Below are 26,670 nucleotides of genomic sequence, written 5' to 3'. Positions count from 1 at the left end.
GACTTACGCTGGAGGAGAAGAAAGCTTCCGCTCCCCCGAGAAAGGCCCGAAGGTGTCGCAGCAGCAGAACGCCGAACCCCAGACCGTCACCGGCACCGCGAAGGTGAAGCGCGGCATGGCGGAGATGCTCAAGGGCGGCGTCATCATGGACGTCGTGACCGCCGACCAGGCCAAGATCGCCGAGGACGCGGGCGCGGTCGCCGTCATGGCGCTGGAGCGCGTCCCCGCGGACATCCGCTCGCAGGGCGGCGTCGCCCGGATGAGCGACCCGGACCTGATCGACGGCATCATCGAAGCGGTGTCGATCCCGGTGATGGCAAAGGCGCGGATCGGCCACTTCGTCGAGGCCCAGGTGCTGCAGTCGCTCGGCGTCGACTACATCGACGAGTCCGAGGTGCTCACCCCCGCCGACTACACGAACCACATCGACAAGTGGGCGTTCACCGTGCCGTTCGTGTGCGGCGCGACCAACCTCGGCGAGGCCCTGCGCCGCATCACCGAGGGCGCGGCGATGATCCGCTCGAAGGGCGAGGCCGGCACCGGCGACGTCTCCAACGCGACCACGCACATGCGCAAGATCCGCGGCGAGATCCGCCGCCTGCAGAACCTGCCGGAGGACGAGCTGTTCGTCGCGGCCAAGGAACTGCAGGCGCCGTACGAACTGGTCCGCGAAGTGGCCGAGGCGGGCAAGCTGCCGGTGGTGCTGTTCACCGCGGGCGGCATCGCGACCCCGGCCGACGCGGCGATGATGATGCAGCTGGGCGCGGAGGGCGTGTTCGTGGGTTCGGGCATCTTCAAGTCCGGCAACCCGGCGCAGCGCGCGGAGGCGATCGTGAAGGCGACCACGTTCCACGACGACCCGGACGTGCTGGCGAAGGTGTCGCGCGGGCTCGGGGAGGCGATGGTGGGGATCAACGTCGAGGACGTGCCGGAGCCGCACCGGCTCGCTGAGCGCGGTTGGTGACGGTTCTGCTTTTACCCGTTTCACCTCAACTACCTGCGCGAACGGTGAAGGGCACCCGCTCTTCACCGTTCGCGCATGCGGCATCAGAGACCGGCCGGATTCGACACCGGGTCAGGCAGCAGCCGGTCACTTTCCTTATGAGACAGCACGTCGCCAGACGAGAGGGACTTGAGCTGCGCGGCCCACGCCCACCGACCGTCCACAAAGGACGTCAGTTCCGCCGGAATGACCGATTTGTCGCCATGTGACCGGATCTTGTGGTCTGTGAGGGGAACCCTGAGGGAATCAGATTCCCTCAGGGTTCCCCTCACAGACCACAACGTTCACTCTGATTCAGCTTCCGCTGACGCTGGATCACGACGTCGGAAACAAGCCGCACACCCAGGTCATTCGCTGTGCCGCCCCCGGGCATAACTGTACGACTCCAGCACCACCCGCCAAACCACCTCGATCTCCTCCCGGTCCCGAGGCCCATACACGAGCTGCGTGTTCTGGATCGGGTGCGGCACGCCCCACCCCGCCTCGGTGACCAGTTTCTTCGCGATCGGCGGGAGCGTCAGGTGGAGGCTGCCGTCCTGTTGCGGGTGCAGGTGGGCGAATTCGCGGCTGTGCTTGATGAACGCGTCGTCCGGACCGGTGCCGAATTCCGGGGCCAGGTGGATCGCCCTTGCCTCCGGGTAGGGCACGTGCGTCGGCGCGAGGTAGACGCCTGCCAGCGAGCGCATCCGTTGCCACAGTTCTTCCTGCAGCGTCGTCGGGGCGATCTGGTTGAGCTGGCCGTGCGGGATCGGGCCGCGGGTGCGCGGGGCCGGGCCGCCGCGGTCGGGGATGTCGAACATGAGTCCTCCAAGTGTGGGTCAGACCGGTCGGGTGCGTTGGTAGCGCCTGCCGTGGTAGACGAGGGGGTCGCCGGGGCGGGTGGTGGCTGCGCGGACTTCTCCTAGCAGGAGGCCGTGGTCGCCGGCGTCTACGGTTTCCCGGCGGCGGCATTCGATGGCGGCCAACGCGTCTGGGTGCAGGAGGGTGCCCTCCTCGCCTGGTTCGAAGCCGGTGTCGCCGAAGCGGTCGGCGCCGGGGGTCGCGAACAACGCGGCCAGTTCGGTTTGTTCCGCGGCCAGGACGTTGACGCCGAATCGCGAGCAGCGCGAGAAAACGTCGTAGGAGCTGGACGTTTTCGCTTGGCAGACGAGCAAAAGCGGCGGGCGCATCGAAACTGAGGTCACCGAGGTCGCGGCGTATCCGCGTGGGGTGCCGTCGTCGTCCAAGGCGGTCACCACGCAGACGCCGCCTGCCAGTGCTGACATCGCGTCCTTGAATTCGTCCAGCAGTGCTGCGGTCATCGGGTGTCCCCTGCCGGAACCGGAACTGTGGAGGGCTTGAGCCATTCGCCGTCGGGGGTGCCGAAGCCGTGCTCCAGGCGGAAGACCGTGCGGCCCCTGCGGATTGTGCGTGCGACGCGGCCGGTGAACATCCAGCCCGCATACGCCGTCCAGCCGCATTTCGCCTGGACGTCGCCGGGGCCGAAGGACCAGTTTTCGGCCGGGTCGAACAGGACCAGGTCGGCGTCCAGGCCGGGGGCGATCGCGCCCTTGCGGTCGGCGATGCCGAACAGCCGGGCGGGTTCGGCGGCCAGGACGCGGGTGACGATCGGCAGCAGGTCGTCCGGCGTGGCATCCGGGGCCCGGCGGCACAGGCCGGTGTACAGGGCCGGGAAAAGTTCCTGTACTCCGGGCAGGCCGGGCGGGGCGTCGGGAGCGGCGACGGTCTTGTCCGCGAACGCGTGCGGCGCGTGGTCACTGCCCACAGTGGACACTTCGCCGCGGAAAACCGCGTCCCACAAACGGTCCTGGTCGGTCTGGTCCCGGATGGCGGGGCTGAGCCGGATGCGCGAACCGCAGCGGGCGGTGTCGGCCGCGGTGAAGGACAGGTGGTGTCCGGTGGCCTCCCAGGTGACCGGCAGCCCGGCCGCGCCGGCCGCGGTGAGCAGGTCGGCCTCCTCCCGGCTGGACACGTGCAGCACGTGCGCCGCGGTGCCGTGCCGCCGGGCCAGCTCGATCAGCTTGGCCACGGCGACAATCCCGCCCGAGCGCGGCCGGAACCGTTCGTAGTCGCGGTAGGTCGCCGGGGCTCCCTGCCACTGGTCGAGCAGCTTGAACACGTCGTCGTCCTCGGCGTGGAAGAGCAGCCGCAGGCCCTGGCGTTTCGCGACGGCGAACAGTTCGTCGAGCCTGGCGGGGTCGCGGAGCACGTGCGGTGCGGTGTGGTGCCCGGTGAGGAACGCCTTCGCGGTCAGCGCTTCGGCGGGCTCGAACGTTTCCAGCGATTCCACGGCCTCGGGGTTGACGCCCGCGTGGAAGCGGTAGTCGACCAGGCTGGTGCCGCGGATTTCCGCGTCCTTGGCGCGGGCGTCGGCGGGGGTGAACGTCGCCGGACGGGTGTTGGGCATGTCGAACACCGTGGTGACGCCGCCCGCCACGGCGGCGCGCGACGCGTGCGCCCAGTCCTCCTTTTCGGTCAGGCCCGGCGTGCGGAAGTGCACGTGGGAATCGATCAGGCCGGGCAGGACGTGCCGCCCGGCGGCGTCGATTTCCTCGGTGCCGGACACCGTGCTCCCGGCGGGGAGCACGTCGGCGATTTTCCCGCCGGTGACGGCGACGTCGGCGAGGCGGACGCCGCCGGGGCCGGTCACCCGGCCGCCCCGGACGACGAGGTCGTAGTTCTTCACGCGGCCCATGGCAGGCTCACCAGCTCTCGGCTCAGGTCGTTGGTCGGGCCCATCAGCGCGACGGCGCGGGCGTCGCGGGCCATCCGGTTGATCGGGTTCGTCACCACGTATCCGGCGCTGCCGAGCAGCCGCGCGATCGCGGCGACGACTTCCTCGGCTGTCTGCGAGGCGTGGATCTTGCTGTGCAGCGTCACCTCGCCGGGGTCGGCGCCGTCGCGGCGGCCGGCCCGTTCGACCAGCGCGCGGGCGGACTCCACCTGCCCGCGCAGGTCCACCAGCCGGTGCCGGACAGCCTGCAGGTCGAGCAGCGATTTCCGTTGCGCCGCTTGGAAACCGAGGTCCCACGCGGCTTCGGCGATCCCGGCCGACACCGCGCCGAGGGTCGCCCCGGACTGCCGGACGCCCGCGATGATCGTGCTCGCGGTGTCGCGCGGCCCGAGCAGCGCTTCCGGTCCGAGGACGCAGTCCTTCAGCTCCACGAACCCGGTCGCCGACGCGCGCATGCCGACCAGGTCCAGGCTCAGGTCCGGTTCGATGCCCGGGTTGGTCGCGGGCACCAGGAAGAAGCTCTGCCCGCCGGATCCGTACGCGGCATCGTCGGACTCCCCCGCCGGCGTGCTCTGCGCGAGCACCAGATACACATCGGTGATCCCGGCGCCGGTGGTGAAAGCCTTGCCGCCGCTGACTGTCCAGCTGCCGTCGGGCAGTTCGTCGGCGACGGTCGAGAGGTTCTTCTTCGCCGCGCCTGCCCCGGATTCGCTCCACGCGGACGCGGCCAGCCACTCGCCGGAAGCGAGTTTCGGCAGCAGTTCCTCGCGCTGGGCATCGCTTCCCCATTCGGCGATCCGGCTGCAGACGGCCATGTGCTGGAACGCGATGATCGCGGTGGACGGGTCGTGCCGCGCGATCCGCGCGATCATCCGGTTCCCCGCCAAGGCGTCCGCCCCGGCCCCGCCGTATCGGCGCGGGACGACGAGGCCGGGCAACGGCGAGTTCCGCAGCGCGGCCAGCACCTCGGCAGCCGGGCGACCGGCCTCGTCGGCAGCCGCGGCGTGCTCGGCGAGAACGTCGACCAGTTCGTCGACGCCGAGGCGCACGGGCGTGGTCAGGTCGACAGCAGACACGAATCCTCCTTCAGGGCATGGGGATCGAACGAATCGATGGTCACCGCGCCGGTGAACGACACTGCCTTCTCCTGGACGCTGACCCAGGACAGCTCGCTGTCCTGTTCGTGGCCGGACACCGCGGCGTCCGAAATGGTGCAGCCGCCGGCCGTGCGGATGCGCAGCGACGCGGTGCGCCGGGTCTCGCCGCCGGCCAGTTGGAACGGGATAGTGCCGCGGATCCGGCGGGCCGCGCCGAGGCAAACAGCGCCGGTCAGCGCGAGCGTCGGATGCCAGGACGGCACGGAGACCGCACGCGCGGCCAGGCCGTTCTCGCCGTCCGGCAGCACCGCGGCCACCTTCGGGAACGCGCCGTCGACGGGATAGCCGTACTGGCGCGCGGCCGAGCGGCGGATCGCGCTCATCGTGCGGAACAGCGGCTGCCCGGCGGCGAAAAGCTCCTCCGGGGTGTCGACGCCAAGGTCGTGGCCGGACAGGAACAGGTACGGGTTCCCGACCGAGACCGCGGAGACCCGGATCGCGCCGTCGTCAAAGGGCAGGTCCGTGGTCGTCTCGCCGAACGGCAGCAGTTCACCGAGCGGCACCGCGGGGTGGTTGAGGAAGTGCGCGGTGAACGTCGTCCGGTCGCGGACGCATTCGTCGACCTCGCACACCACGTGGTCGTCGTTGTTGAGCACGCGCACCCGGACGCGGTGTTCGGGCGCGAGCCGGCCGATCCAGCCGAGCCTGCTGGCCACGACCACCGACGAGAGCACCGAGTGCCCGCAGCTGCCGCGGAAGTCGAACCGCGCCGGGTCGCCGGGAATGACCTGCACGAACCGGTAGTCGAGGTCGAACAGCGGATGCTCGGAGACCGACACGAGCGCGATCTTCGTGACCGCGGCGAGGCCGTGCTCGGCGAGCCAGGCGACTCCGTCGGACAGCGCTTCGGCGAGCGCTTCCTCGGACGCCGGCAGCCGTTCGGCGGGCAGCACCAGCGTGGAACTCGGGCTGCCGTGGGCATGGGCGATGTGGGCGAGCATCAGGCCGCGCTCCTTTCCCCGGCGCCGCCGCTCACCAGCTGCTCGCTCCAGATCCGGTGGATGAGCAGCGACCAGATGGCCAGCGCCGATTCGTCGTTCGGCCGGGCGGCCTGCGCGTCGAACAACCCGGCCACCGCCTGCGGATCGAGCTGCCCGCGATCGGCGAGCGACGGTCCGGAAAGCAGGTCGCGGGCGTAGCTGTGCAACGGTTGCCCGGCCGCGAGCATCGAGGTGATCGGCAGGGTGAACGGCTGTTTCGGCCGCTCCAGCACCGAATCCGGCACGAGGCCCCGGCCAGCCGAATAGAGGGCGCGCTTCACCTCCCGGCCGCGCACCCGGTGCTCGGCGGGCAGCCGCCGGGCCAGCCGGGTGACCGAGCGCTGGCAGAACGGCAGCCGCACTTCGACCGAGTGCGCCATGCTCAGGTGGTCGACGCGGCGCAGATGATAGGCGGGCAGCCGTTCGTCCACTTCGAACTCGGTGATCGCGGACAGCCGGTCCGGCCCGGCTCCGCGCAGCCGCCGGGTGATCCGGTCGGCCTCGGTTCCGTTGCGCCGCAACAGGTCCCGGTATTCGTCGGTGTACAGCCGGTCCCGCAGCGCGGCGGGCACTGCCGCGAGGGCTTCGACGTATCCGTTCGGCCAGTCCTCGGCGCCGCCGACCGCGTCGCTGATCCGGCGGTAGCCGCCGAAGATCTCGTCCGCGGCGTCGCCGGAGAGCGTCACCTTGAACCCCGCGTCGTGCACGCCCTGGAACAACAGGTACGTGCTCAGCGTGATCGGGTCGGCGTTGGGCTGGCCCAGGTGCCACACGACTTCGCCGAGCAGGTCCGGGAACGTCGCCGGGTCCGCTTCGATCTGGTGGTAGGTGGCCCCGCAGCGGGCGGCGACCTCGCGGGCGTAGGCCTTCTCGTCGAACGGCCAGTCCCCGGTGTAGGCGATGTTGAACGCGTGCACGTGCGGGACCTTCTCCGCCAGCAACGCCGTCACCAGGCTGGAATCGAGCCCGCCGCTGGTGATCGTCGAGATCGGGACGTCGGCCAGCGCGAGTCTGCGGGTTTCGGCGCGCAGCGTGTCGCGCACCCGGCCGCCCGCCTCGGCGAGATCGCCGCCTTCGACCGGGAACGCGCCTTCCGCGCGCCGCGAGATCTTCAGCCCGCCCGAGCGCGTGTAGACGGCGGTGGCCGCCCGCGGCAGCACCCGGACGCGGTCGAACATCGTCCGCTCCCCGAAGGGCGTTTTGGTGGTGAGGTAGCTGTCGAGCCCCTCGTCCCGCTGCTCCCAGTCCACGCCCGGGATGCTCAGCAGCGCGGGCAGCTCCGAGGAGAAGTACAGCTCCCGGCGTTCGGGGTTTTCGTGGTGGTACAGCGGTTTCATGCCCGCGTCGTCGGTGACGAGCACGAGCTTCGGCTCGGCTCGCAGGTCCAGCACCGCGATGGCGTACATCCCGTCGAGGTGGTCGACGAAGTCCAGGCCGTACTTGTGGTACAGCGCCGGGAGCACGTTGCCGTCGCAATGGTCGTGGAAGACGTAGCCCGCCGCGTGCAGATCGCGGCGCAGCACGTCGTGGTTGTAGATCTCGCCGTTGAAGACGACCTGGATCTCGCGGCCGAGCCGGTAGGGCTGCTCGCCGCCGTCGAGGTCCACAATGGCCAGCCGGTTGTTGCCCAGCGCCCAGCCGTCGCCCGCTGCGCTGAACCGGGCGTCCGGGCCGCCGTGCCGCTGCAGCGCCGAAACCGCGCGCAGATGGTGGTGCGCGAGGCTCCCGCCCAAGTGTCCGTAGATCCGGCACATGACTACTGCTTCACCTCCGCGGAAACGCCCGCACGGGCGTAGAGAACAGGGTCGAACGGCGTCGGGCCGCCGCACGTGGCGAACCGCGCCTCGGCCGATTCCGGATTGCGCGTGCCGTGCGGCACGCCGGGGGCGGCGAACAGCACGTCGCCGGGTGAGACGTCGTGCCAGCGGTCGATCAGGTACATCTGCCCGTCGCCCTCGAAAGCGATGAACGCCTCTTCGCTCTCCGGGTGCTGGTGGACGTTGAAAGTCTGGCCGGGGTCTTGGATCCCGCAGTGCAGGCACAGCCGCGCACTGCCGGTTCCGGGCCAGAAAAGGAAATTCATGACGGCGGTCTTCTCGTCGGCGGCGACCTCGCCCGTGCCGCTGAAGCCGTGCAACTGCGTTTCGGTGTTCCACAGGTCGTTCTCCAGCCGAGGGGCGGAGCCGGTGGGTTCGTTGCCCGCCAAGCGGGTTCGCCACACGTAAGCGGTCAGGCCGTCGTCGCCTGCTTCGAGTTCGAGCGTCCGCCCGGTCGGCGAGTGCAGGGCGGAACCGCGGGCGACTTCGGTGCGGTGGCCGGTGACGTCGCCGTGGCCGGAGCCCGCGAAGACGACCGCGACGTTCTCCTCCTCCAGCGCCCAGCCGAGGCGCCACGCCTTCCCCGGCGCGACCTCCACGACGAGCAGGGTCACCTGCTGTGCCCCCATGGCCGGGCCGACGGGCTCGGCGACGCGTCCCCAGTCGAACGGCGAGAAGACGAGGTCCGCGGCGCGGACGATCGTTCCCTGAATCTGGTCGACAAGCATCCCATGTCCAATCAGGTTGCCGATAATTGCCCAGTGACGGAAGCGGAATTGATCAACGCGATTCGATTCCGCGTTTCGCTTCCGGTGGCGACCGTACTGCCGACCACAGCGGACTGCAAAGCCGTCAGCGGGCCGGTCGAATCGGCGCAAATTACGCGGCGGTCATTGACTGTATCGATCCAGTAAATTTCCCGCTACGCCGAATGCCGGAACCGGGACGGCCACTGTTGCCCAGCGGGCATCCGAAACCACAGCGCAGAAATTTCCTGTGAGCGTGGCCACAGTTTGAAGCGACGAAACAATGACACGACAGGAAATTGCTCGCGAACTCCGTTGCCACCTAAGCGAAAAACCCATCCTGGGACCACATTGGACAGTTGGCGTTTCCCCTGAAACCGGCGCGCCAGAGAGTCCGGAGCCAGAACCTTACGACATGGCCGCCCATGATCGAAAATGAACTGGCAGAGTGCCAACAACCCGTCTGTCCGGACACGAAAAAGAGGCGATCATCTTTCGATGATCGCCTACCTGAACGGAAATGGAATTATTCCGGAATAGCGTTCAGCGCGGTGTCGACGACTTGGCCCAGCAACGTCTTGTCCCGGCAGACCGCGCTCATCACGCGCAGCCCCTGAATCATCGTCACCAGGAAATTCGACAACGCGGGGATATCGGCCCCCGGCGGCAGTTCGCCCATGCTGCGGGCCAGGTGCAGCGTTCCGTAGAAGGAGTCCTGCAGCGCCGCGATCGCGTCGCACACGATCCGGTTGGCCGCCTCGTCGTGCGGCACCCGCTCGGTGATCGCCATGACGAGCAGGCATCCCGGCCGGCCCGGCTCCTCCAGCGCGTCGTCGATCCGGCCGAGCAGCAGCTCGCGCATCACCTGGCGGATCGGCACCCGCCGCATCAGCGATTCGCGGGTGGCGTCGGTGGTCTGCCGGACGTACCGCTGCAGCGCGCGCTCGTAAAGGCCGTGCTTGCTGTCGAACGCGGCGTAGAGCGAGCCGCGGCCGAGCCCGGTCGCCTCGGCGAGGTCCTGGATCGAGGTGGCTTCGTAGCCCTTGCGCCAGAAGACCTCCATGGCCTGCTGGATCACCTCGTCGGTGTCGAACTCGCGAACTCGGGGCATGCCTCCACCGTAAGGAAGCTGGAACGACAGGTCAACAATAGAGCGCTTCATCTGGACTGAACGTTCAACTATAAGTATCGATGATTTTCCTTTTTTGTTGCTATACAAGGCTTCGACCTTCGCAGTCGCGCGTGATTGCCCGTCAATAGTTTGCCGAGCGTTCCAGATTTGGTACGGTCGAGACGACCGCCGGATGCGGTCCGTGTGCGACCGGTCCCGGTGCGCACCCTCCTGTGGCCGGCGGCACCGAAGAAGACAACCGCACTCGCCAGACAAGGAGAGTTCTCATGCCTCACGTGCAGCGCCGGTCGTCCGTCAGCGACGAATTGGCCTGGCAGATCGTCCGCGCCGCCGACGAGGCCGCGAAGGCGACCGACAAGCGGTTCGCCCTCGCGGTGGTGGACGAAAGCGGCAACCTGAAGGCGTTCCTGCGCCAGGACGGCGCGAAGCTCAACGCCGTGCAGGTCGCGCAGGACAAGGCTTACACGGCGGCGTCCTCGGCGATGCCGACGGAGAAGTGGTCCGAGGTGCTCGACGCCGACCCGGTGCTGCGCACGGCCGCGCCCACCGCGATCGACCGGCTGGTCGGCATGGGCGGCGGCCTCCCGATCGTGGTCGACGGCGAACTGGCCGGCGCGATCGGCGTCTCCGGCGCGCATTGGACCGACGACGTCAAGATCGCCGAGGCCGGACTGTCGGCGCTCGAGTCCTGATCATCGCCCGAACCCTCCGGGAGTCACGATGCCCATCGCCCTGTTCGTGCTCGGGCTGACGGTGTTCAGCCTGGGCACGACCGAGTTCATGATCGCCGGCCTGCTGCCGGAACTGTCCGGCGCGTTCGGCGTCTCCCTGCCGCAGGCCGGGCTGCTCATCTCGCTGTTCGCGGTCGGCGTCGTCATCGGCGCGCCGCTGATCACCGCCGCGACCACCAAGGTGCCGCGCAAGACGGCGCTCGTCGCGCTGCTCGCGGTGTTCATCGCGGGCGAGGTGCTCGCCGCCGCCGCGCCGTCGTTCGGCGTGCTGATGGCCGCCCGCGTGGTCACCGCCGTCGCGCACGGCTCGTTCTTCGGCATCGGCGCGGTGGTGGCGTCGAACCTGGTCGAACCGGGCAAGCGCGCCCGCGCCATCGCGATCATGTTCGGCGGCCTGACCATCGCCACCATCGCCGGGGTTCCGCTCGGCACGTTCGTCGGCCAGCATTTCGGCTGGCGCGCGACGTTCCTCGCGGTCGCCATCCTCGGCGTGATCGACCTCGTCGGCGTCCTCGCGCTGGTGCCGCACCAGCCGCGGGCGGGCCACCTCGGCCTGCGCCACGAGCTGGCCGCGTTCCGCAACCCCAAGGTGTGGCTGGCGCTGGGCACGACCGCGCTCAGCCAGGCCGCGCTCTACACCGCCTACACCTACATCGCGCCGTTGCTGACCGACTTCACCGGGTTCTCCGCCGGGATGGTGCCCCCGCTGCTGGCGCTGTTCGGCTTCGGCACGTTCCTCGGCAGCGTGCTCGGCGGCAAGCTCGCCGACCGCTCGCTGATGGGCACGCTGTGCGCGGGCCTGCTGCTGCTCGCGGTCATGCTCGGCGCGTTTTCCCTTGCCGCGCACAGCAAACCGGCCATGATCGGGACGCTGTTCCTGTTCGGGATCGGCAGCTTCCTGATCAACCCGGCGCTGCAGACGCGCGTGATGAACGAGACCGAAGGCGCGCCGACGCTGGCGAGCACGAGCAACATTTCGGCGTTCAACGTCGGCAACGCGCTCGGCCCGTGGCTCGGCGGCGTCGGCCTCAGTGCGGGCGCCGGGCTGCTTTCGCCGAGCTGGATCGGCGCCGGGCTGGCCGTCGCTTCGCTGCTCGTCGCGCTCGGTGCGGTGGGCCTGGACCGCCGGACGGGAAAGGAGGTGAACAGCGATGCCGGTCGTGCACGTGAACTGGTGGAAGGGAGCCGGTGAGGCCGAACGCCGCGAGCTCGTCGAAGAAGTGACGGGCACCGTTTCGCGGCTCGCGAAGTGTCCCGAAGCCGCGGTCACGGTCATCATCACCGATGTCGAAAAGGACCACTGGGGCCTCGGCGGGAAGCTCGCCGGAGACCTCTGAGCGGAGGCCGGGGCGGGCGGCCCGCCCCGGTCTCCCCTTCCGGGAGGAGCCATGAGCGGACGCGTGATCGGGCCGGACGACCCGCGCTACGCGGACTTCACGACCGGGGTCAACCAGCGCTACACCGCGAAACCGGCATCGGTGCACCTGCCGCGGAGCACCGAAGAGGTCGCTTCGGCCGTCTCCGGCGCGCGCGGACGGCTCGCGATCCGCAGCGGCGGCCACTGCTTCGAGGATTTCGTCCACCACGAGGGGGTCGACGAAATCCTCGATCTCAGCGGACTGTCCGAAGTGGACCACGCGCACGGCCTCTACTCCGTCGGAGCCGGGGCGCGGCTGCAGGACGTCTACGAACGGCTGTACCGCGGCTGGGGCGTGACGATCCCGGGCGGCATCTGCTACTCGGTGGGCGCGGGAGGACACGTCACCGGCGGCGGCTACGGCCTGCTGTCGAGGCGGGACGGCCTCACCGTCGACCATCTGCACGGCGTCGAGGTCGTGCTGGCCGACGGCAGGACGATCGTGGCCACCCGCGATTCGTCCGGGCCGGAGGCCGATCTTTTCTGGGCGCACACTGGGGGTGGTGGCGGTTCATTCGGCGTGGTGACGCGGTTCCTGTTCCGTGCACCGCTCGTCCGCCCACCGTCCGAAGTGCTCGTCGCGGCCTTGTCGGTGCCGTGGGCCGACCTCGACGAACGACGGTTCGCCCGGCTGCTCGGCGGCTACGCGCGTTGGCACCACGAACACCGCGCGCCGGACTCGCCGGGCGCGGCGCTGTCCAGCCTGCTGATGCTGAACCACCGTTGCAACGGGACGGTCGGCTTGGTGGCGCAGATCGACGCCGACGTTTCCGGTTCGGACAGGGTGCTGAACGAGTTCCTTTCGCACGTCCTAGGCGATCTCGCGACGACCGGATTCGCGCGGGCGGGCGAGTTCGGCCCGATGCCCGGACTCGCTCCTCCGCGGCGACTCCCCTGGCTGCAGGCGACACGGCTCCTCGGCACGAACACGCCGGTGCTCACCGATCCGACTTTGCGCGCCGAGCACAAGTCGGCTTATGTCCGGAGCACGCTGCCGGAGTCGCAGCTGCGCGCTGCCTACGAGTATCTGACCCGGGCCGACGTGACGAACCCGGAGACGATGCTGGTCGCGTTCTCCTACGGCGGGGCGATTTCCGCCGTTGACCCGGCCGCTACCGCGGTGGCTCAACGCGATAGCACGTTCAAGCTGTTGTACCAGGCTTTCTGGTCCACAGTGGACGCTGATGCGGCGAACATCGGATGGGTGCGGGATTTCTACCGCGCGATGTACGCGGAGACCGGTGGGGTGCCAGTGCCGGGCGAGGTGGCCGATGGGTGCTACATCAACTATCCGGACGCTGATCTGTCCGATCCGGACTGGAACGCTTCCGGAGTTCCTTGGCACGACTTGTATTTCAAGGACAACTACGCGCGACTGCAGCGGACGAAGGCGCATTGGGATCCGGGAGACGTGTTCCGGCATCGCCAGTCGGTTCGGCCTGCCTAGCGCGGGCCGAACCACCCGGCGAGGGCTGCGGCGAGGTCGGAGTCCCGGCCAGCCCACGCGACGTATCCGTCCGGGCGCAGGAGGATCGCCGGTTCGCCGAGGTCCTCGTCGTGTGCGACCACGTCGACGCCGTCTTTCCACTTCGCCGCCGTGTCCGCAGCCCCGGCGGCATCCGGGCCGAGCAGCAGTACCGGGCGCCCCGGATGCAGCAGTTCGGCGATCGTCCCCTCGCCGAGCGGGAAGTTCGGCAGGAACTCCCCCGTCATGCCGCGTCCGTCGCCGTAGCGCACGCCCTGTGCGCTGATCCGGTCGCTCAACAGCCGGTTGCCGTCCGAAGTGGACAGGAAGTCGGCGACCAGCGCGCGCAGCGGTTCGAACTCCGGCCCCGGCCGCATCAGCGCCGCCTGGGCGCGGGTGTTCTCGATGACGGCTTCGGCGACCGGATGCCGTTCCGCGTGGTAGGTGTCCAGCAACTCGTCCGGTGCCGTGCCCGCGACAACCATCGCGAGCTTCCAGCCGAGGTTGAACGCGTCCTGCAGACCGAGGTTGAGCCCCTGCCCGCCGAGCGGGGCGTGCACGTGGGCCGCGTCGCCAGCAAGCAGGACGCGGCCGCGACGGTAAGAGTCGGCGAGCCGCGTGAAGTCGCTGAACCGGCCGACGAACGTCGCGTCGGACATCGGCACGTCGTGGCCGAGGATGCGCGAGGCGGCCGCCCACAGATCCTCGAGACCTGCCGGGGCACCGCGTTCCGGGAGCGGCTCGGTGAACTCGTGGGTGAGGATCCGGCTGTGCCCCGACGGATTGACGTTGATCAGCGTCCAGCCGGTCGGGCCCTGCGTCCAGCCGCCGGGCACCCGCGCGGGGTCGCCGAGCCTGGCCAGGCCGAGAAGTCCGGCGAACGTGGCCGGATGGGCAGTCCCGGTGAACCCTGCCGCTTCGCGGACGATGCTGCGGGCGCCGTCGCAGCCCACGACGTAGTCGGCGGTGAGTTCGCCGTGGTCGGTGGAGACGTGGACCTGCTCGCCGTCGTCCCGGACCCCGGTCACGCGGTGGCCGCGCAGGATCGTGACGCCGAGAGAAAGGGCCTGCGCCTCGAAAAAGCGCTCGATGTCGGACTGCGCCTGCCCGACCATCGGCGCGCCTTCGAGAGCGGGCGATTCCAGCGTCAGCACCGGACGTCCGCCGAAGTGAAACGGGGTCTCGACGATGGCGCGCGGGTCCCGCCGCGGTGGCACGGGGAGATAACCGCGCCGCAGCAACGACTGTGCGGTACGCGCGTGCAACGTCCCCGCGCGTGGTTCGTCGTGCGTGGCAGTGAGTTTCTCGACGACGGTGGTGGGCACGCCGTGCCTGCCGAGTTCGGTGGCCAGCAGCATGCCGACCGGCCCGCCGCCGACGACGATCGCTCCGGGCATCTTCCCTCTCCTTCGCTGCGGAGCCGAAAGGTACGAGGTCGTAATGTCCGTCATTGTAGAGTACGAGGATGGAGCGTGACTTCGTCGACGACGTCCTGGACCAATGGCGCGCGCAACGCCCGGACCTCAACCCGGCCCCGTTGTCAGTGTTGGCCCGCTTGACTCGGATCGCGCGCCGGGTGACCCGCCGCCTCGACGAAACGCTGAAGGACTACGGCGTTCTCCACGCGGACCTGGACATCCTCGCCACCCTGCGGCGCGCGGGAGCGCCGTACGAGCTGACCCTGTCCGAGATCGCGCGCTGGATGCTCGCCGGCAACAGCACGATGACCAGCAGGCTGGACCGGCTGGTCGCGGCGGGCCTGGTCGACCGCAAGCAGAACCCGGCGAACCGCCGCACCGCGCTGATCCGGCTCACCCCGGCCGGGCTGGCTCTCGTCAACGAGGCGGTCGCCGTGGAACTGGCCGAGCAGGAGAAGCTGGTGAGCGGCTTGAGCGGCGAGGACCAGCGCGAATTGGCCGATCTGCTGCGCCGGTTGTGCCGTTCGATGGGCGAAATCCCGGACTGAGCGCTCAGGATCGCCGCTGGGCGATGTTGACCATCCACGTGATCCCGAACTTGTCGACGAGCGAGCCAGCCTCGTCGCCCCAGGACTGTTTCTCCCACGGCAGCGTCACGGTGCCGCCAGCGGAGAGCTTCTCGAAGCAGTCCCGGAGTTTGCCGTCGTCTCCCCCGAGGAAGAGCGCGACGTTGTTGCCCGGTTGGAAAGGCACCCGCTCCGGGACGTCCCACGCCATCACCGTGCAGCCGTCCGGCGTGCTGAGCACCGAGTGCATGACCTGGTCCGCATCGGAGCCGGGAGCCTCCGGCGAGCCGAAATCGCCGTACGTGCCCAGGTCCAGCTCGCCGCCGAGGACTTCGCGGTAGAACTCCATCGCCTGGCGGGCGTTCCCGGTGAAGGCGAGACACGGGTTGAGCTGGGATGCCATCTGATACTCCTTTGTGCGAGCGGAAGCCGAGCCTCTCAGGCGAATCACGACACCCTGTGTCGGGTATTCCGGAAAGTCCACTGTGGACCGAGGACAACCCCTATCGCGCCCCCTGAACCCCGGGAACCACCGGTATCCTTTCAGTTACCAGCAGTAACGTCGGCCGCATGAAAATAGGACTCAACATCGGTTATTGGGGCGCCGGCAACGATGCGACGAACCTCGAGCTCGCCCAGGAGGCCGACCGGCTCGGGTTTTCCGTCGTGTGGGTGGCCGAGGCCTACGGTTCGGACGCCGCGACCGTGCTGGGCTGGCTCGCCGCGCGCACCGAACGCGTCGACCTTGGCAGCGCCATCCTGCAGATCCCGGCCCGCCGCCCGACCATGACCGCGATGACCGCGGCGACCCTGGACAACCTCTCCGGCGGCAGGTTCCGGCTCGGGCTCGGGGTTTCCGGCCCGCAGGTGTCCGAAGGCTGGTACGGCGTCCCGTTCGGGAAACCGGTCGAGCGGACCCGCGAATACGTCGACATCGTCGGCAAAGCGCTGCGCTACGAACGGGTCCGCCACCAGGGCACGCACTTCCGGCTCCCGCTGCCCGGCGGACCCGGCAAAGCGCTGCCGCTGGCCGTGCCGCCCGCCCGCGAGCACATCCCGCTCTACCTCGCCGCCCTCGGCCCGCGGAATCTCGAACTCGCCGGCGAGATCGCCGACGGCTGGCTCGGCCTGTTCTTCTCCCCCGAACACGGCCACGAGTCCCTGGACCGGATTCGCGCCGGCCGCGAGAAAACCGGCGCCACCCTCGACGGGTTCGACGTCGCGACCACCGCCCCGCTCGCCGTCGGCGACGACTGGCGCCACGCCGCCGACCACGCCCGCCCCTACGTCGCCGGATTCGTCGGCGGCGCGGGCAGCCGCAAGAACAACTTCTACCGCGACCTCATGGCCCGGATGGGATACGAGGCCGCCGCCGATAAGATCCGAGACCGGTACCTGACCATGGACTACGCCGGCGCCATGGCCGCCATCCCGGCGGAATTCCTCGACCAGACCTCGCTCCTCGGCCCGAAGGAACGGATCGCCGACCGGATGAAAGCCCTCGCCGGGAGCGGCGTCACCACACTTGCGCTCTCCCCCACGCATCCCGATCCGGAAGCCAGCAAGAACGCCCTGCGCGTCGCCGCGGAAGCTCTCGACGCGTCCGGTGTCGGCGATTGATCCACAGTGGACACAACTCCGGAATGCGTTGCCATGCCGTGCGGCGTGACTCCAGACGAGGGCTGACCGACGTGCTGTGGCGGGGCTGAACCCGTCCAGCCGCGGCACCCCGAAGCGTCAAACGCCCTTCAGCACCCGGTCAAGCGCCGCCCGGCCAGCGGGTCCCCAGTGCGGCTTGCCGCCGGGAAGGCCGCGATCGCCGTTCTGTCCCATGAGGATCAGGAAAAGGCTTTTCATCGCGGCCAACCCGCGCGCACGCCGGATCGACGACTCGTCCGCCCGCGCGTAACTGTCGAAGAACCGCGAAGCCGTGCCGTCCGGCAGCAACACCCAGGCAGCGGCGAGGTCCCACGCCGGATCGCCCGCGAACAGGTCGCCGAAATCGACGACGCCCGAGAGCGTTCCGTCCGAGACCACGACATTCGCGGGATGGAGATCGCCGTGCACCCACACCGGCGGGCCCTCCCGCAAGCCGGCCTCGGCGGCGTCGGCCCAGACAGCACGGACGTCGGCGGCGAGGTCGTCGAGACCAACAGCCTGGAGGAATTTCTCGAAGCCGGCCGTGCAATCCCGGGGATGGGCTCCGCGATCCGCGGCGACCGGGGCCTCGGCGGGCGCGGGCACATGGAGCGCCCGGAGGAAAGCCGCCAGCGTGTCGGCCGCGTGGGCGCCGCGGCTGATCGCGCCGTGGTCGAGCGGTTCGCCGGGAACCCACGTCATCACGGTCCAGTGCTTGGGGAACCGCGCGGACGGTTCGCCGAACCGCACCGGCGTCGGCACCGGGAGCGGCAGACGCGGGGCCAGCACGGGCAGCCACCGCCGCTCCTTGAGCTGGAGTTCCGGCGTGGGGTCCATGCGCTGTACCCGGACAGCCAAATCGTCCCCGAGACGCCACATCTGGTTGCCCCAACCGCCCGGCACCTCGCGGATCGCCAGCCCGGCGAGGTCGGGGTGCTGCTCCCGCAGCAGGTCGCGAACCAGGTCCGCGGTGATCACGATTTCGGGACCGGTCATGCGACGGCACAGTACCGACCCAGCGCCAGCGACGAGCGGCACGGCCTGTATCGGAAGGACTAGTACCTTCGCGGCTTCCGCGCCCACAGCCGCATCGGCAAGCTCGCCCGCATGATCCGCTTCTCCCTCTCCAGACGGGCCCGCCGCTGGTCGATCGGCGTGGCCGTCGCGCTGGTTCTGGTCCTCGTCGGCGGTTACGTGCTGTTCCGGATCGCCGATTCCCGGACGTTCCAGTTCTTCGGCGGTCTCACCGCCCGCGTGGAAACCTCGGAGAAGGCGGTCGCGCTGACTTTCGACGACGGTCCCAGCCCGGCCGGGGTGAAGCCCGTCCTCGACGCCCTGGCCGCGCGCGGCGTCCACGCGACGTTCTACCTCATCGGATCGGAGCTGGCGGCCCATCCGGATCTCGGGCGCGCCATCGCCGCGGCGGGCCACGAGATCGGCAACCACACCTACTCCCACGAACGCATGGTGCTGATCACGCCCGGCCGCGCGGCGAGCGAGATCGAGCGCACCGACGCACTGATCCGCGCCACCGGGTACACCGGCGAGATCACGGTCCGCCCGCCGAACGGCAAGAAGCTGTTCGCGTTGCCCTACTACCTGCACGAGCACGACCGGAAGACGATCACCTGGGACGTCGAACCGAATTCTTTCCCCGAAATCGACCGCAGCGCCGCGGCGATCGCCGACTACACCGTGACGCACGCGCGCCCCGGCTCGATCGTTCTGTTCCACCCCATGTACGCCGGGCGCGAGCAGACGCGCGAGGCCATCGGCCCGGCCATCGACCGGCTGCGGGCGCTCGGCTACCGGTTCGTCACCGTGTCGCAGTTGCTGGCTCTGCGGGGCAAGGGATGACCGCCACGACCGTCCACCCGCCGTCCTCGGCGGGGCCCGCCTCGAGAGAACCTCCCCGGGCGGCGAGTTGGGCGCGCAGGCTCTCCAGGCCGTATCCGGCACCTTCCGTCGGCTGCCCGCGCTGGTCGTTGCGCAGAACGAGCCGGACGGACTCCGCGGTCACCTCGACGCCGATTTCCAGCCGGACCCCGGGGCCGTTGTGCCGCAAGGCATTGATGGCCGCTTCCGAGACGATCCGGTCGGCGAGGTCCCGCGCCCGGTCCGGAATCCGGTGCAGGGCGGGCTCTTCCTCGAGGACCAGGCCGGCCGCGGACAGCTCGGCGAGAACGGCGGCGACCCCCGGCCCCGGCCGCGACTCGCCGTCGTCCCGCAACTCACGGAGGGTTTCGCGGACCTGGCTCAGCGCGTCCCGCCCGGCGGCGAGCATCGCGTCCACCCTCGCGCGGTCCGCGCCGGTCAGCTCGCCGACGGCCAGGAGCGCCTCGGCCTGCACGAGCATGACCGTGGTGGTGCGCGCGAGCGTGTCGTGCAGCTGCCGCGCGGTCTGCGCGCGCCGTTCGGCGGCCAAGCGCTCCAGCCGGAACCGCGTGCGCTGCGTCGCGAACTCCGCGCGTTCGGCAGCGTGCCGCTGTCGCTCAGTGCCGAGCAACCACGCCACAACACAAACCGCGACGGTGAGCAGCGCGCCGTCGACCGGCCCCTTCGACACGGTCATCGCCGCACCGATCGCGGCGGCGGACAATCCGCCGAGTCCCCAACGCACCGAGGCGCGGCGCGCGCTCGGCACCGTGTACAACGCGATCAGCACCGGCACGTAGTCGATGTTGTGGGGTTGGGTCGTCAGCAGCCGGGCAAGCGTGGCCGCGGTGACGACGGCGAGCACCCAACCCAGAAACCGGCGGCGGAAAACCAGCGGCAGAACCTGCCCGGTCACGAGCGCGACGCCACTCCAGCCCACCGCGGGCGGCCAGGCCCCGCCCACCCCGACCAGAACGGCGACGAGGACGGCCGTTCCGAGGTCGAGCACCGTTTTTCGGTCACGGAACCAACGCACGAAGCGAGCGTAGACTGCCGTGGTGATCAGGGTCCGCGTCGTCGACGACCACGCACTGGTGCGGGAGGGCCTCGCCCTGATCCTCGACGCCCAGCCGGACATCGACGTGCTCGGCGCGCACCCCGACGGCGCCGGACTGCTCGCCGCGCTCGACGCCGCCACCGACGTCGTCCTGCTGGACCTCTACCTCCCGGGCATGGACGGAATCGAAGTCCTGCACCGGATCCGGCGGGGCGAAGGACCGAAGGTCGTCCTGCTCACCACGATCGGCCGCGCGAGCGAAATCCGGCGCGCACTGGCCGCGGGAGCGAGCGGATTCGTGCTCAAGGACAGCACCGGAACGGAACTCGCGGCCGCGGTCCGCGCGGCGCACGAAGGCATCACGGCCATGAGCCCAGCGGTGGCCGCGGCGCTGCGCAGGCCGGCCGCCGAGGGGGTCACTCCGCGGGAACGCGACGTCCTGCTCCTGCTCGGCCGCGGTCTGTCCAATCGCGACATCGCCGCCGAACTGGGCCTGGCGGAGCGCACGGTGAAGGTCCATGTCGGCAACCTGCTGGCGAAACTTCGGGTGGACAGCCGGACACAGGCCGCGCTGCTCGCCGAAGACATCCTCGGCAACCCGGCTTGGTCGGGCGGTTCCTGCTGATCAGCCCGGGCGGCATCCGTCCGATGTGGACAGTTCGCCGCCGGGAAGCGCCTGCCTCCGCGGGAGCCGCCCCTCCGCTCGGCGGTAGCGCCCCGAGCCGGTCTGCGCCACCCTGGGTCCATCGACGACAGGGAGGTTCGCGGTGAAGGTCGTGATCGTCGGAGCGGGGATCGGCGGGCTGACCGCGGCCCTGCGGCTGCACCGCGAAGGCGTCGAGTGCGCGGTCTACGAACAAAGCGCCCGCATCGGCGAACTCGGCGTCGGCATCAACGCCCTGCCGCACGCCGTCAAGGAACTGGCCGCGCTCGGACTGCTCGACCAGCTGGACGAGATCGGGATCCGCACCCGCGAACTGTCCTATACCCATCGCCTCGGGCAGGTGATCCTGCGCAAGCCCTGCGGACTCGACGCCGGGTTCACCCTCCCCCAGTACTGCCTCCACCGGGGCAGGCTGCGGGACCTGCTGCTGCGGGCGGTCCAAACTCGGCTCGGCCCCGACGCGGTGCGGACCGGATACCGGCTGACCGGGTTCGATCAGGACGCGCAAGGCGTCCGAGCGCACTTCGGTGAGCGGGACAGCGGCCTCCCGGTCACCGCGACCGGCGACGTCCTGGTGGCGGCCGACGGAATCCACTCGGCCGCGCGGTCCCTGTTGTTCCCCGAGGAGGGACCGCCCCGCTGGAACGGCGTCCTGATGTGGCGTGGCGCCGCCGACTGGCCGGAATTCGGCGGCGGCGCTTCGATGATCGTCTCCGGCGGCACCGCGGCCAAGCTGGTGATCTACCCGATCGGACCGGGCAAGACCGCGGGCAGCAGGCTCACGAACTGGGCCGTCTGCGTCCGGACCGGGCGGCCCGGCTCCCCGCCGCCGGACCGGCAGGACTGGGCCAAACCCGGCGACCGGGCGGAGCTGGCCCGGCACCTCGGGCGGTTCCGGTGCCCCGCGGTCGACCACGCCGCACTGGTCGGGGCCACCGAGGAGATCTTCGAATTCCCGATGTGCGACCGGGATCCGCTGCCCGCGTGGTCGCACGGACGCGTGACGCTCCTGGGCGACGCCGCCCATCCGATGTACCCGATGGGTTCCAACGGCGCCGGCCAGGCCATCCTCGACGCGTCCAGCCTCGCCTGGCACCTGACGCGGCGCTCCGATCCCGTGGAGGCGCTTCGCGCGTACGAAGCCGACCGTCTCCCGGCCACCAGCGACATCGTGCTGCGCAACCGCCGGGGCGGGCCGGAAAACGTCATCGACGAGGTCGAACGGCGTGCCCCGGAAGGCTTTACGCGCCTCGAAGACGTGATCGACACGGCCACGCTCGAGGCGATCGTCTCCGGTTACGCCCAGGCTTCCGGGGCGTCCCAGCAGCAGGTGAACCGCGCCTGAGCCGGTTTCAGGCGCCCTCCACCGAACCGGGCGGCAGGAAATCGACGTCGTGCAGCGCCGACACCCGGACCACCTCGGCCGGGTCCGTCAGGTTGTGCAGCTTGTCGAACAGCGTCGCGAGCTTTCCGGCCGGGCTCACCCAGAACAGCCCGCGGGTCATGCCCTCGCCGCGGTTGTAATACGCGTGCGGAAGCCCCTTCGGCATCCGCACGGTGTCGCCGGGGCCCGCGGTCTCCCACTTGCCGTCGAGGTAAAGCGTGAAGACGCCTTCCAGGATGTAAATGTGCTCGTCCTGAGTCGGATGAACGTGCGGCGGCACCCCGGTGCCGGGCGGGTCGAGGGTCTCGAACGCGAAGCTCGACTCGCCGGCCGCCTTCATCGAGTAGGTGTGGCCGAGCACGTTCCACACCTTGTTCCGCATGCCCTCGCGGGCGGGCGTGATCCCCTTGGGCAGGGGACCGAGCACGATTTCCTCGCCGGTCATCACACCTCCTGGCCGATGTTTCGTCCGACTCTGCGCTATCGGATCGCCGGTGTACAGCCGCCAGTCCGATGCCTTTTCACGATGCTGGGCGAAAACGTGCGGCTGGATCTCGTCTGCACGACCGATCCGGAAAGCAAAGCGAACGCCCTGTCCGGAGAGGTTCTCGTCGACGTGGCTCCGGCGTAACCCGCCGAACCGGCATGATGAGGCGATGGCCGACAACGTTCCAGCTCAGACGGTGTACCCCAACCTGAAGTACGCCGATCCCAAGGCCGCCATCGCTTTCCTCGCCGAAGCGTTCGGCTTCACCGCGCACTTCGTCGTGGAGACTCCCGACGGAACGGTCGAACACGCCCAGCTTCGCGTCGGCAACCAGCTGATCTTCCTCAGCAAAGACCAGCCCGCCGACCGATACGGCATGCACAGCCCGCTGGCGCTGAAGGGCACGAGCCACGCTTTGTGCGTCTGGGTCCCCGACTCCGCCCTGGACGAACACCAGCGGCGCGCGCAGGAACGCGGGGCGAGAATCCTGAACCCTGTCCACGCGTCGATCGCCGGAGTCCGCGAATACTCCTGCGCCGACCCGGAAAACCAGGTCTGGACCTTCAGCAGCTACACCGGCGAATAACCGCTCAGTTGTACTCCGAGATCTCCACCCCGAACGTCCCCGGCTCCAGCGCCTCGAAGATGTGCGGCACATCCCCCGGGTAACAGATGTAGTCCCCCGGCAGCATCTCCACCGGATCGTCCATGATCCCGATCCGCGCCCGCCCCGCGCACAGCACCGTGTGCTCGACCACGCCGCTCATGTGCGGGTCCGACCGCCGCGGGATGCCCGGCTCCGCGCTCACCAGGTAAATGTCCCGGCGCGCCGCGGACGGGCACGCGGACAGCAGCGTGCACGCGTAGTCGGCGTGTTCGGCGAACACCGTCGGGCCCTTGCCCGCGCGGATCACCTTCACTTCTTGCCGCTCCGGCTCGACCAGCCGCGAGAATGGCACGTCCAGCGCGACGCCGAGTGCCCACAGCGTCTCCACGCTCGGGTTCCCGGACCCCGATTCCAGCTGGGACAACGTGGATTTCGCCAGGCCGGCCCGGCGCGCGACCTCGGTCAGCGAGAGGCCGGCGCGGGCCCGTTCGCGGCGCAGCGACGCCGCGATGATGTCCAGCGGCGCGCCCGTGCTCTCGTTCGGCATATGTGTTCGCTCCATCAGTCTTCTCGTTCGCCTTGACGAACAGGCCCCGACGTGTTCAGCATAGGACACTATGCGTTCGATTTGGCGAACACTCGATCGCGGCCTCGCCCGCGACATCGGTCTCGTGTGCCTGGCCGACACCCTCGTCGGCGTCTCCTACGGCGCCATCGCGGTGGGCTCCGGCTTCCCGCTGTGGGCGCCGATGCTGCTGTCCCTGCTGGTTTTCGCCGGCGCGTCGCAGTTCATGTTCGTCGGCATCGTCGCTTCGGGCGGCAATCCGCTCGCCGCGGTCGCCGCCGGGCTGCTGGTGAACGCGCGGCACGTGCCGTTCGGGTTCGCGGTCGGCGACGCGCTCGGCCGCGGCCTGCTCGGACGGCTGGCCGGGAGCCACCTGATGATCGACGAATCGGTGGCGTTCGCGCTGGCCCAGCGCGACGCGGACCGGCGGCGGGCGGCGTACTGGGCGTGCGGCATCGGGCTGTTCGTGTGCTGGAACCTGGGAGTAGTGGTCGGCGCGTTCGCCGGGTCCGCGATCAGCGACACCGACGCGTTCGGCCTGGACGCCGCCTTCCCGGCGGTGCTGCTGGCACTGGTGCTGCCGTCGCTGAAGGACCGGGCCGCCCGGCTGCCGGTGCTGATCGGCGTGGCGGTCGCGCTCGTGGCCACTCCCCTGCTCCCGGCGGGCCTGCCGGTGCTGCTGGCGCTGGTCGGAGTGGTCGCCGGAGCCGCGGCGAAGGAGCCGAAGCCACTGGAAGGAGCGCACTGATGGACGGCGCCGAACTGATCATCGCGACGCTCGTGCTGGCGGCGGGAACGTTCGCGTTCCGCCTCGCCGGACCGCTGCTGCGCACGAAAGTGCGGTTGTCCCCGCGGGCCGAACGGCTGATGACGCTGTCTGCGGTGGTACTGCTTGCCGCGCTGGTTGCGACCAGCGCGTTGACCCAGGGACACGAATTCGCCGGGATCGCGCGACCGGCCGGGGTACTCGTGGGCGGGGTGCTCGCGTGGCGGAAGGCACCGTTCGTGCTGGTGGTGATCGCCGCCGCGGCGACCGCCGCTTTGCTCAGGCTCGCCGGAGTGCCGTAACCGCGCTCGGAGAAATCGCGCTGCACCTTTCGAGGCGGAATTCACCGCAAGCGAAGAAAGATATTTTTCACCCGGCGGGCAATAACGAGCGGGAGGGGGAGACGAGTGCTCGTCTCCCCCTCCCGCCGGCGGGGAAATCAGTTTCGGGTCATCGAGCGGAAATCGCCCGCGAACCGGTCGCGCCGACGGCGCCACAGGTCGGTTCGTCCGGCTGGGCGGACACGCTCACCGCGTCCCAGGCGGCCTTCACCGTGTTGAACTCGGTGCAGCCGTTGGGGAACAGGCTCTTCGCCGCGGTCAGCGTCCAGGTGCGGTAGCTCTGGTAGGAGCTGCCGCTGGTCTTGAGCAGCATCGCGTTGTAGAAGATCTTCACCGCGGTCTGCACGCCGAGCCCGGTGACCGTCGAGTTGTTGCAGGTCGGGCTGGTCGGCTGGCCGTTGGTCGGGTTCGTGCCCTCGGCGACGAGGTAGAACCAGTGGTTGCCGGGGCCGGCCGCGGCGTGCACCTCGGTGCCCGGGATCGAGTCGTCGTAGCAGTTCGCGTGGCCGAGCTGCGACGGGTCGTACATGTTGCGGATCGGGCCGCTGCCGGTGAGGTTCACCTGGTTGCCGACGAGGAAGTCCGGGACCGCGTACGGCGAGGGCTCGTTGGCGAACCATTCGGACGCGGCGCCGTAGACGTCCGCGACGAATTCCTGGGTGCCGCTGCCGGACATGCTGCCCGGGGTGTGGTCGTCGATGCCGTGGCCGAACTCGTGCCCGACCACGTCGAGCGAGCCGATCCACTGGCCCGCGGTGTTGTTGCCGATCTGGACCTGGGTGCCGTCGTAGTAGGCGTTCTGCTCGTTGAGGCCGACGCGGATCGGCCAGGCACCGCCGTTGCCGTCGAAGCTGTTGCGGCCCAGCCATTGCGTCAGCATCTTGTTCTCTTGCTGGATGCCGTACAGGGCGTCGGCGCAGCCGGTTTCCTTGTCGGTCTCGTCGCCGTTGCCCCAGCTGTCCGTCGACTTCGTGAAGGTCTGCTGGGTGGCGACGTCCTGGCAGCTGAGGTTCGCGACGGTCGGATCGGTCATCGAGTAGCCGCCCGCGCCGTCCGAAGTCGTGTCGAGGTGCAGCGGCTCCGGTCCGTTCCACACGCCCTGCGCGTCGCCGTAGGCCACGTGCTCCTGCGTGTGCAGGACCTTGCCGGTCATCGCGTCGACGACGACGTCCAGCTTGCTCGGGCCTTCCGCGTTCCGCCCGGTCACCCTGGTCGTCCAGGCGAGTTTCGGGCTTCCGAGCGCGTACGCGGCCAGCGTCGCGGGCTGCACAGTGTCCACAGTGGGCACCTGGGTGCGGGCGATCGCTTCGGCCTGCTTCGCGGTCAGCTTCGGCGACGTGCTGGGCAGGTTGATCGCGGTCTTCTGCGCGACCGAGGTGGCGAGGACCTGGCCCGCGGAGTTCGTGGACACGACGAAGTCGCCGCCGATGACCGGAATGCCTTTGTAGGTGCGGTCGTACGGCACGTACTTCAGCCCGTTGGTCGACGAGATCACCTTGTGCTGCTGGAAAACGTCGTCCTTGCTGGCGTGCAGCGCGGCGGGCCGGGAGGCGACCAGCGCCTGCGCGGCGTTGGCGGCCATCGCCTCGGCGGCCTGCGGACTCTGCGGTTCGAGCGGCTGTGCGTGGGCGGCGGCGGCCGTGGTGACGGCCCCGGCCAAGACCCCGGCTGCGAGCAGCACGAGCGGTCGGCGCGATTTCATCGGCGGTGTTCTCCTCCGGACAGGCCGGATCAGGCCCGGGGGTGGGGGCCGGATTCGGAAGTGGAATGGGATCGAACCCCGACAAGAGTCGGGTTTTTCCCAACTCCGGACAACCGACGAAGGTCGTTAAGTTATCAACTTCGGCACATCAGCCCGGATTACCGGTCCGCGTTTTCCGGAAATTCCTCTTTACGCCCAAGAACCGCCAGCCGCCCACCATGGCAGCAGACCGGCGTTAAGGATGAATCCGACACCAATTTACTCATGAATCCTTTGTGGACAGTCGGATTCGAGTCGTCCACAATGGAATCGGCGGCCCCGGGACGCCCGGAGCCGGGGGTGAGCGAACGGCTGGTCCCGGGCCGCCCGCCTTGCTTCCCGCGGGGTCGCGGGTGTGTGATCGGGGACACAGTTGCAC

The 26,670-nt window shown here is 69.6% G+C and carries 28 protein-coding genes; 13 read left to right on the top strand and 15 right to left on the bottom strand.

Features of this window, described 5'->3' with window-relative positions:
• Positions 1-52: 52 nt before the first annotated feature.
• Positions 53-964, top strand: coding sequence for a pyridoxal 5'-phosphate synthase lyase subunit PdxS (gene pdxS, locus ABZX37_RS30125; RefSeq protein WP_354745212.1), 912 nt, complete (start codon positions 53-55; stop codon positions 962-964).
• A gap of 386 nt (positions 965-1,350) precedes the next feature.
• On the opposite strand, the gene ABZX37_RS30120 is transcribed toward pdxS, so the two are convergent.
• The 8 genes from ABZX37_RS30120 to ABZX37_RS30085 form a co-directional block, all read right to left on the bottom strand.
• Positions 1,351-1,803, bottom strand: coding sequence for a luciferase family protein (locus ABZX37_RS30120; RefSeq protein ID WP_354745210.1), 453 nt, complete (start codon positions 1,801-1,803; stop codon positions 1,351-1,353).
• An 18-nt stretch (positions 1,804-1,821) separates the two neighbouring features.
• Complete coding sequence (locus ABZX37_RS30115) at positions 1,822-2,304, bottom strand: flavin reductase family protein (RefSeq protein WP_354745208.1); 483 nt, start codon at positions 2,302-2,304, stop codon at positions 1,822-1,824.
• A complete protein-coding gene (locus ABZX37_RS30110; protein WP_354745206.1) occupies positions 2,301-3,689 on the bottom strand; it encodes a dihydroorotase family protein in 1,389 nt (462 codons plus the stop codon). Before ABZX37_RS30110 ends, ABZX37_RS30115 begins: the two co-directional genes overlap by 4 nt.
• Entirely contained in the window at positions 3,686-4,813 is a 1,128-nt protein-coding gene (locus ABZX37_RS30105) for an acyl-CoA dehydrogenase family protein (protein WP_354745204.1), read from the bottom strand. Before ABZX37_RS30105 ends, ABZX37_RS30110 begins: the two co-directional genes overlap by 4 nt.
• The gene (locus ABZX37_RS30100) at positions 4,795-5,835 is read right to left on the bottom strand and encodes a PrpF domain-containing protein (protein ID WP_354745202.1); all 1,041 of its coding nucleotides are present in this window, start codon (positions 5,833-5,835) and stop codon (positions 4,795-4,797) included. The genes ABZX37_RS30105 and ABZX37_RS30100 overlap by 19 nt, the downstream gene beginning before the upstream one ends.
• A complete protein-coding gene (asnB, locus tag ABZX37_RS30095; RefSeq protein ID WP_354745200.1) occupies positions 5,835-7,628 on the bottom strand; it encodes an asparagine synthase (glutamine-hydrolyzing) in 1,794 nt (597 codons plus the stop codon). The genes ABZX37_RS30100 and asnB overlap by 1 nt, the downstream gene beginning before the upstream one ends.
• Before the next feature lie 2 nt (positions 7,629-7,630).
• The gene (locus tag ABZX37_RS30090; protein ID WP_354745198.1) at positions 7,631-8,419 is read right to left on the bottom strand and encodes a cupin domain-containing protein; all 789 of its coding nucleotides are present in this window, start codon (positions 8,417-8,419) and stop codon (positions 7,631-7,633) included.
• Between the two features lie 544 nt (positions 8,420-8,963).
• Positions 8,964-9,548 (bottom strand): TetR/AcrR family transcriptional regulator, encoded by a 585-nt coding sequence (locus ABZX37_RS30085; protein ID WP_354745196.1) that lies wholly within the window; start codon positions 9,546-9,548, stop codon positions 8,964-8,966.
• 287 nt (positions 9,549-9,835) lie between these two features.
• Between ABZX37_RS30085 and ABZX37_RS30080 the strand changes: the two genes are divergently transcribed.
• Genes ABZX37_RS30080 through ABZX37_RS30065 form a run of 4 tightly spaced genes read left to right on the top strand, consistent with a single transcriptional unit; the run spans position 9,836 to position 13,164 of the window.
• Positions 9,836-10,261, top strand: a complete 426-nt coding sequence (locus ABZX37_RS30080) for a heme-binding protein (RefSeq protein ID WP_354745194.1) — start codon at positions 9,836-9,838, stop codon at positions 10,259-10,261.
• Positions 10,262-10,289: 28 nt separating this feature from the next.
• Positions 10,290-11,492 carry a Cmx/CmrA family chloramphenicol efflux MFS transporter gene (locus ABZX37_RS30075; protein ID WP_354745192.1) on the top strand — a complete coding sequence of 401 codons (1,203 nt, stop codon included), beginning with the start codon at positions 10,290-10,292 and terminating at the stop codon, positions 11,490-11,492.
• The gene (locus ABZX37_RS30070) at positions 11,452-11,637 is read left to right on the top strand and encodes a tautomerase family protein (protein ID WP_344276987.1); all 186 of its coding nucleotides are present in this window, start codon (positions 11,452-11,454) and stop codon (positions 11,635-11,637) included. Before ABZX37_RS30075 ends, ABZX37_RS30070 begins: the two co-directional genes overlap by 41 nt.
• A 51-nt stretch (positions 11,638-11,688) precedes the next feature.
• A complete protein-coding gene (locus ABZX37_RS30065; protein WP_354745190.1) occupies positions 11,689-13,164 on the top strand; it encodes an FAD-binding protein in 1,476 nt (491 codons plus the stop codon).
• Here ABZX37_RS30065 and ABZX37_RS30060 read toward each other — a convergent pair.
• Positions 13,161-14,579, bottom strand: coding sequence for an FAD-dependent monooxygenase (locus ABZX37_RS30060; RefSeq protein WP_354745188.1), 1,419 nt, complete (start codon positions 14,577-14,579; stop codon positions 13,161-13,163). The genes ABZX37_RS30065 and ABZX37_RS30060 overlap by 4 nt on opposite strands.
• A gap of 68 nt (positions 14,580-14,647) precedes the next feature.
• Between ABZX37_RS30060 and ABZX37_RS30055 the strand changes: the two genes are divergently transcribed.
• Positions 14,648-15,148 carry a MarR family transcriptional regulator gene (locus ABZX37_RS30055; RefSeq protein ID WP_354745186.1) on the top strand — a complete coding sequence of 167 codons (501 nt, stop codon included), beginning with the start codon at positions 14,648-14,650 and terminating at the stop codon, positions 15,146-15,148.
• Positions 15,149-15,152: 4 nt separating this feature from the next.
• Here the strand turns inward: ABZX37_RS30055 and ABZX37_RS30050 are convergent, their stop codons facing one another.
• The gene (locus tag ABZX37_RS30050; RefSeq protein WP_354745184.1) at positions 15,153-15,569 is read right to left on the bottom strand and encodes a VOC family protein; all 417 of its coding nucleotides are present in this window, start codon (positions 15,567-15,569) and stop codon (positions 15,153-15,155) included.
• A 167-nt stretch (positions 15,570-15,736) separates the two neighbouring features.
• Here ABZX37_RS30050 and ABZX37_RS30045 point away from each other — a divergent pair, with 167 nt between their 5' ends.
• Positions 15,737-16,786: an LLM class F420-dependent oxidoreductase gene (locus ABZX37_RS30045; RefSeq protein ID WP_354745182.1), complete on the top strand. Its 1,050-nt coding sequence runs from the start codon at positions 15,737-15,739 to the stop codon at positions 16,784-16,786.
• Between the two features lie 117 nt (positions 16,787-16,903).
• Here ABZX37_RS30045 and ABZX37_RS30040 read toward each other — a convergent pair whose 3' ends face one another.
• Positions 16,904-17,800, bottom strand: coding sequence for an aminoglycoside phosphotransferase family protein (locus ABZX37_RS30040; protein WP_354745180.1), 897 nt, complete (start codon positions 17,798-17,800; stop codon positions 16,904-16,906).
• Positions 17,801-17,911: 111 nt separating this feature from the next.
• Here ABZX37_RS30040 and ABZX37_RS30035 point away from each other — a divergent pair, with 111 nt between their 5' ends.
• Positions 17,912-18,661: a polysaccharide deacetylase family protein gene (locus ABZX37_RS30035; RefSeq protein WP_354745178.1), complete on the top strand. Its 750-nt coding sequence runs from the start codon at positions 17,912-17,914 to the stop codon at positions 18,659-18,661.
• Here ABZX37_RS30035 and ABZX37_RS30030 read toward each other — a convergent pair.
• Positions 18,621-19,715, bottom strand: coding sequence for a histidine kinase (locus tag ABZX37_RS30030; RefSeq protein ID WP_354745176.1), 1,095 nt, complete (start codon positions 19,713-19,715; stop codon positions 18,621-18,623). The genes ABZX37_RS30035 and ABZX37_RS30030 overlap by 41 nt on opposite strands.
• 22 nt (positions 19,716-19,737) lie before the next feature.
• On the opposite strand from ABZX37_RS30030, the gene ABZX37_RS30025 reads away from it, so the two are divergent.
• Together ABZX37_RS30025 and ABZX37_RS30020 are read left to right on the top strand one after the other, a co-directional pair.
• Complete coding sequence (locus tag ABZX37_RS30025; protein WP_354745174.1) at positions 19,738-20,361, top strand: response regulator transcription factor; 624 nt, start codon at positions 19,738-19,740, stop codon at positions 20,359-20,361.
• Between the two features lie 142 nt (positions 20,362-20,503).
• Positions 20,504-21,745, top strand: coding sequence for a flavin-dependent oxidoreductase (locus ABZX37_RS30020; RefSeq protein WP_354745172.1), 1,242 nt, complete (start codon positions 20,504-20,506; stop codon positions 21,743-21,745).
• A 7-nt stretch (positions 21,746-21,752) separates the two neighbouring features.
• Here the strand turns inward: ABZX37_RS30020 and ABZX37_RS30015 are convergent, their stop codons facing one another.
• Positions 21,753-22,229 carry a cupin domain-containing protein gene (locus tag ABZX37_RS30015; protein WP_354745170.1) on the bottom strand — a complete coding sequence of 159 codons (477 nt, stop codon included), beginning with the start codon at positions 22,227-22,229 and terminating at the stop codon, positions 21,753-21,755.
• Positions 22,230-22,440: 211 nt separating this feature from the next.
• Here ABZX37_RS30015 and ABZX37_RS30010 point away from each other — a divergent pair, with 211 nt between their 5' ends.
• Positions 22,441-22,857 (top strand): VOC family protein, encoded by a 417-nt coding sequence (locus tag ABZX37_RS30010; protein WP_354745168.1) that lies wholly within the window; start codon positions 22,441-22,443, stop codon positions 22,855-22,857.
• A 4-nt stretch (positions 22,858-22,861) separates the two neighbouring features.
• Here the strand turns inward: ABZX37_RS30010 and ABZX37_RS30005 are convergent, their stop codons facing one another.
• Complete coding sequence (locus tag ABZX37_RS30005) at positions 22,862-23,425, bottom strand: helix-turn-helix domain-containing protein (RefSeq protein WP_354745274.1); 564 nt, start codon at positions 23,423-23,425, stop codon at positions 22,862-22,864.
• A 70-nt stretch (positions 23,426-23,495) separates the two neighbouring features.
• On the opposite strand from ABZX37_RS30005, the gene ABZX37_RS30000 reads away from it, so the two are divergent.
• The gene (locus ABZX37_RS30000; protein WP_354745166.1) at positions 23,496-24,191 is read left to right on the top strand and encodes an AzlC family ABC transporter permease; all 696 of its coding nucleotides are present in this window, start codon (positions 23,496-23,498) and stop codon (positions 24,189-24,191) included.
• Positions 24,191-24,511 (top strand): AzlD domain-containing protein, encoded by a 321-nt coding sequence (locus ABZX37_RS29995; RefSeq protein ID WP_354745164.1) that lies wholly within the window; start codon positions 24,191-24,193, stop codon positions 24,509-24,511. Before ABZX37_RS30000 ends, ABZX37_RS29995 begins: the two co-directional genes overlap by 1 nt.
• 148 nt (positions 24,512-24,659) lie before the next feature.
• Here the strand turns inward: ABZX37_RS29995 and ABZX37_RS29990 are convergent, their stop codons facing one another.
• Positions 24,660-26,252, bottom strand: coding sequence for a M4 family metallopeptidase (locus ABZX37_RS29990; RefSeq protein ID WP_354745162.1), 1,593 nt, complete (start codon positions 26,250-26,252; stop codon positions 24,660-24,662).
• Positions 26,253-26,670 lie beyond the last annotated feature (418 nt).

It is taken from the genome of Amycolatopsis sp. NPDC004079 (assembly GCF_040610415.1).
Lineage (GTDB): Bacteria > Actinomycetota > Actinomycetes > Mycobacteriales > Pseudonocardiaceae > Amycolatopsis > Amycolatopsis halotolerans.
The sequence above is the reverse complement of the archived record's forward strand: the minus strand, read 5'-3'. Positions and strand labels throughout refer to the sequence as shown.

What these genes read in the sequence shown, in the direction of transcription:
- ABZX37_RS30045 (WP_354745182.1), top strand. Translation starts at nt 15,737, where the DNA reads ATGAAAATAGGACTCAACATCGGTTATTGGGGCGCCGGCAACGATGCG.
- ABZX37_RS30115 (WP_354745208.1), bottom strand. Translation starts at nt 2,304, where the DNA reads ATGACCGCAGCACTGCTGGACGAATTCAAGGACGCGATGTCAGCACTG.
- ABZX37_RS30040 (WP_354745180.1), bottom strand. Translation starts at nt 17,800, where the DNA reads ATGACCGGTCCCGAAATCGTGATCACCGCGGACCTGGTTCGCGACCTG.
- ABZX37_RS30080 (WP_354745194.1), top strand. Translation starts at nt 9,836, where the DNA reads ATGCCTCACGTGCAGCGCCGGTCGTCCGTCAGCGACGAATTGGCCTGG.
- ABZX37_RS30055 (WP_354745186.1), top strand. Translation starts at nt 14,648, where the DNA reads ATGGAGCGTGACTTCGTCGACGACGTCCTGGACCAATGGCGCGCGCAA.
- ABZX37_RS30070 (WP_344276987.1), top strand. Translation starts at nt 11,452, where the DNA reads ATGCCGGTCGTGCACGTGAACTGGTGGAAGGGAGCCGGTGAGGCCGAA.
- ABZX37_RS30010 (WP_354745168.1), top strand. Translation starts at nt 22,441, where the DNA reads ATGGCCGACAACGTTCCAGCTCAGACGGTGTACCCCAACCTGAAGTAC.
- ABZX37_RS30000 (WP_354745166.1), top strand. Translation starts at nt 23,496, where the DNA reads ATGCGTTCGATTTGGCGAACACTCGATCGCGGCCTCGCCCGCGACATC.
- ABZX37_RS30100 (WP_354745202.1), bottom strand. Translation starts at nt 5,835, where the DNA reads ATGCTCGCCCACATCGCCCATGCCCACGGCAGCCCGAGTTCCACGCTG.
- ABZX37_RS29995 (WP_354745164.1), top strand. Translation starts at nt 24,191, where the DNA reads ATGGACGGCGCCGAACTGATCATCGCGACGCTCGTGCTGGCGGCGGGA.
- ABZX37_RS30050 (WP_354745184.1), bottom strand. Translation starts at nt 15,569, where the DNA reads ATGGCATCCCAGCTCAACCCGTGTCTCGCCTTCACCGGGAACGCCCGC.
- ABZX37_RS30035 (WP_354745178.1), top strand. Translation starts at nt 17,912, where the DNA reads ATGATCCGCTTCTCCCTCTCCAGACGGGCCCGCCGCTGGTCGATCGGC.
- ABZX37_RS30120 (WP_354745210.1), bottom strand. Translation starts at nt 1,803, where the DNA reads ATGTTCGACATCCCCGACCGCGGCGGCCCGGCCCCGCGCACCCGCGGC.
- ABZX37_RS30060 (WP_354745188.1), bottom strand. Translation starts at nt 14,579, where the DNA reads ATGCCCGGAGCGATCGTCGTCGGCGGCGGGCCGGTCGGCATGCTGCTG.
- ABZX37_RS30090 (WP_354745198.1), bottom strand. Translation starts at nt 8,419, where the DNA reads ATGCTTGTCGACCAGATTCAGGGAACGATCGTCCGCGCCGCGGACCTC.
- asnB (WP_354745200.1), bottom strand. Translation starts at nt 7,628, where the DNA reads ATGTGCCGGATCTACGGACACTTGGGCGGGAGCCTCGCGCACCACCAT.
- ABZX37_RS30075 (WP_354745192.1), top strand. Translation starts at nt 10,290, where the DNA reads ATGCCCATCGCCCTGTTCGTGCTCGGGCTGACGGTGTTCAGCCTGGGC.
- ABZX37_RS30085 (WP_354745196.1), bottom strand. Translation starts at nt 9,548, where the DNA reads ATGCCCCGAGTTCGCGAGTTCGACACCGACGAGGTGATCCAGCAGGCC.
- ABZX37_RS29990 (WP_354745162.1), bottom strand. Translation starts at nt 26,252, where the DNA reads ATGAAATCGCGCCGACCGCTCGTGCTGCTCGCAGCCGGGGTCTTGGCC.
- ABZX37_RS30015 (WP_354745170.1), bottom strand. Translation starts at nt 22,229, where the DNA reads ATGACCGGCGAGGAAATCGTGCTCGGTCCCCTGCCCAAGGGGATCACG.
- ABZX37_RS30065 (WP_354745190.1), top strand. Translation starts at nt 11,689, where the DNA reads ATGAGCGGACGCGTGATCGGGCCGGACGACCCGCGCTACGCGGACTTC.
- ABZX37_RS30005 (WP_354745274.1), bottom strand. Translation starts at nt 23,425, where the DNA reads ATGCCGAACGAGAGCACGGGCGCGCCGCTGGACATCATCGCGGCGTCG.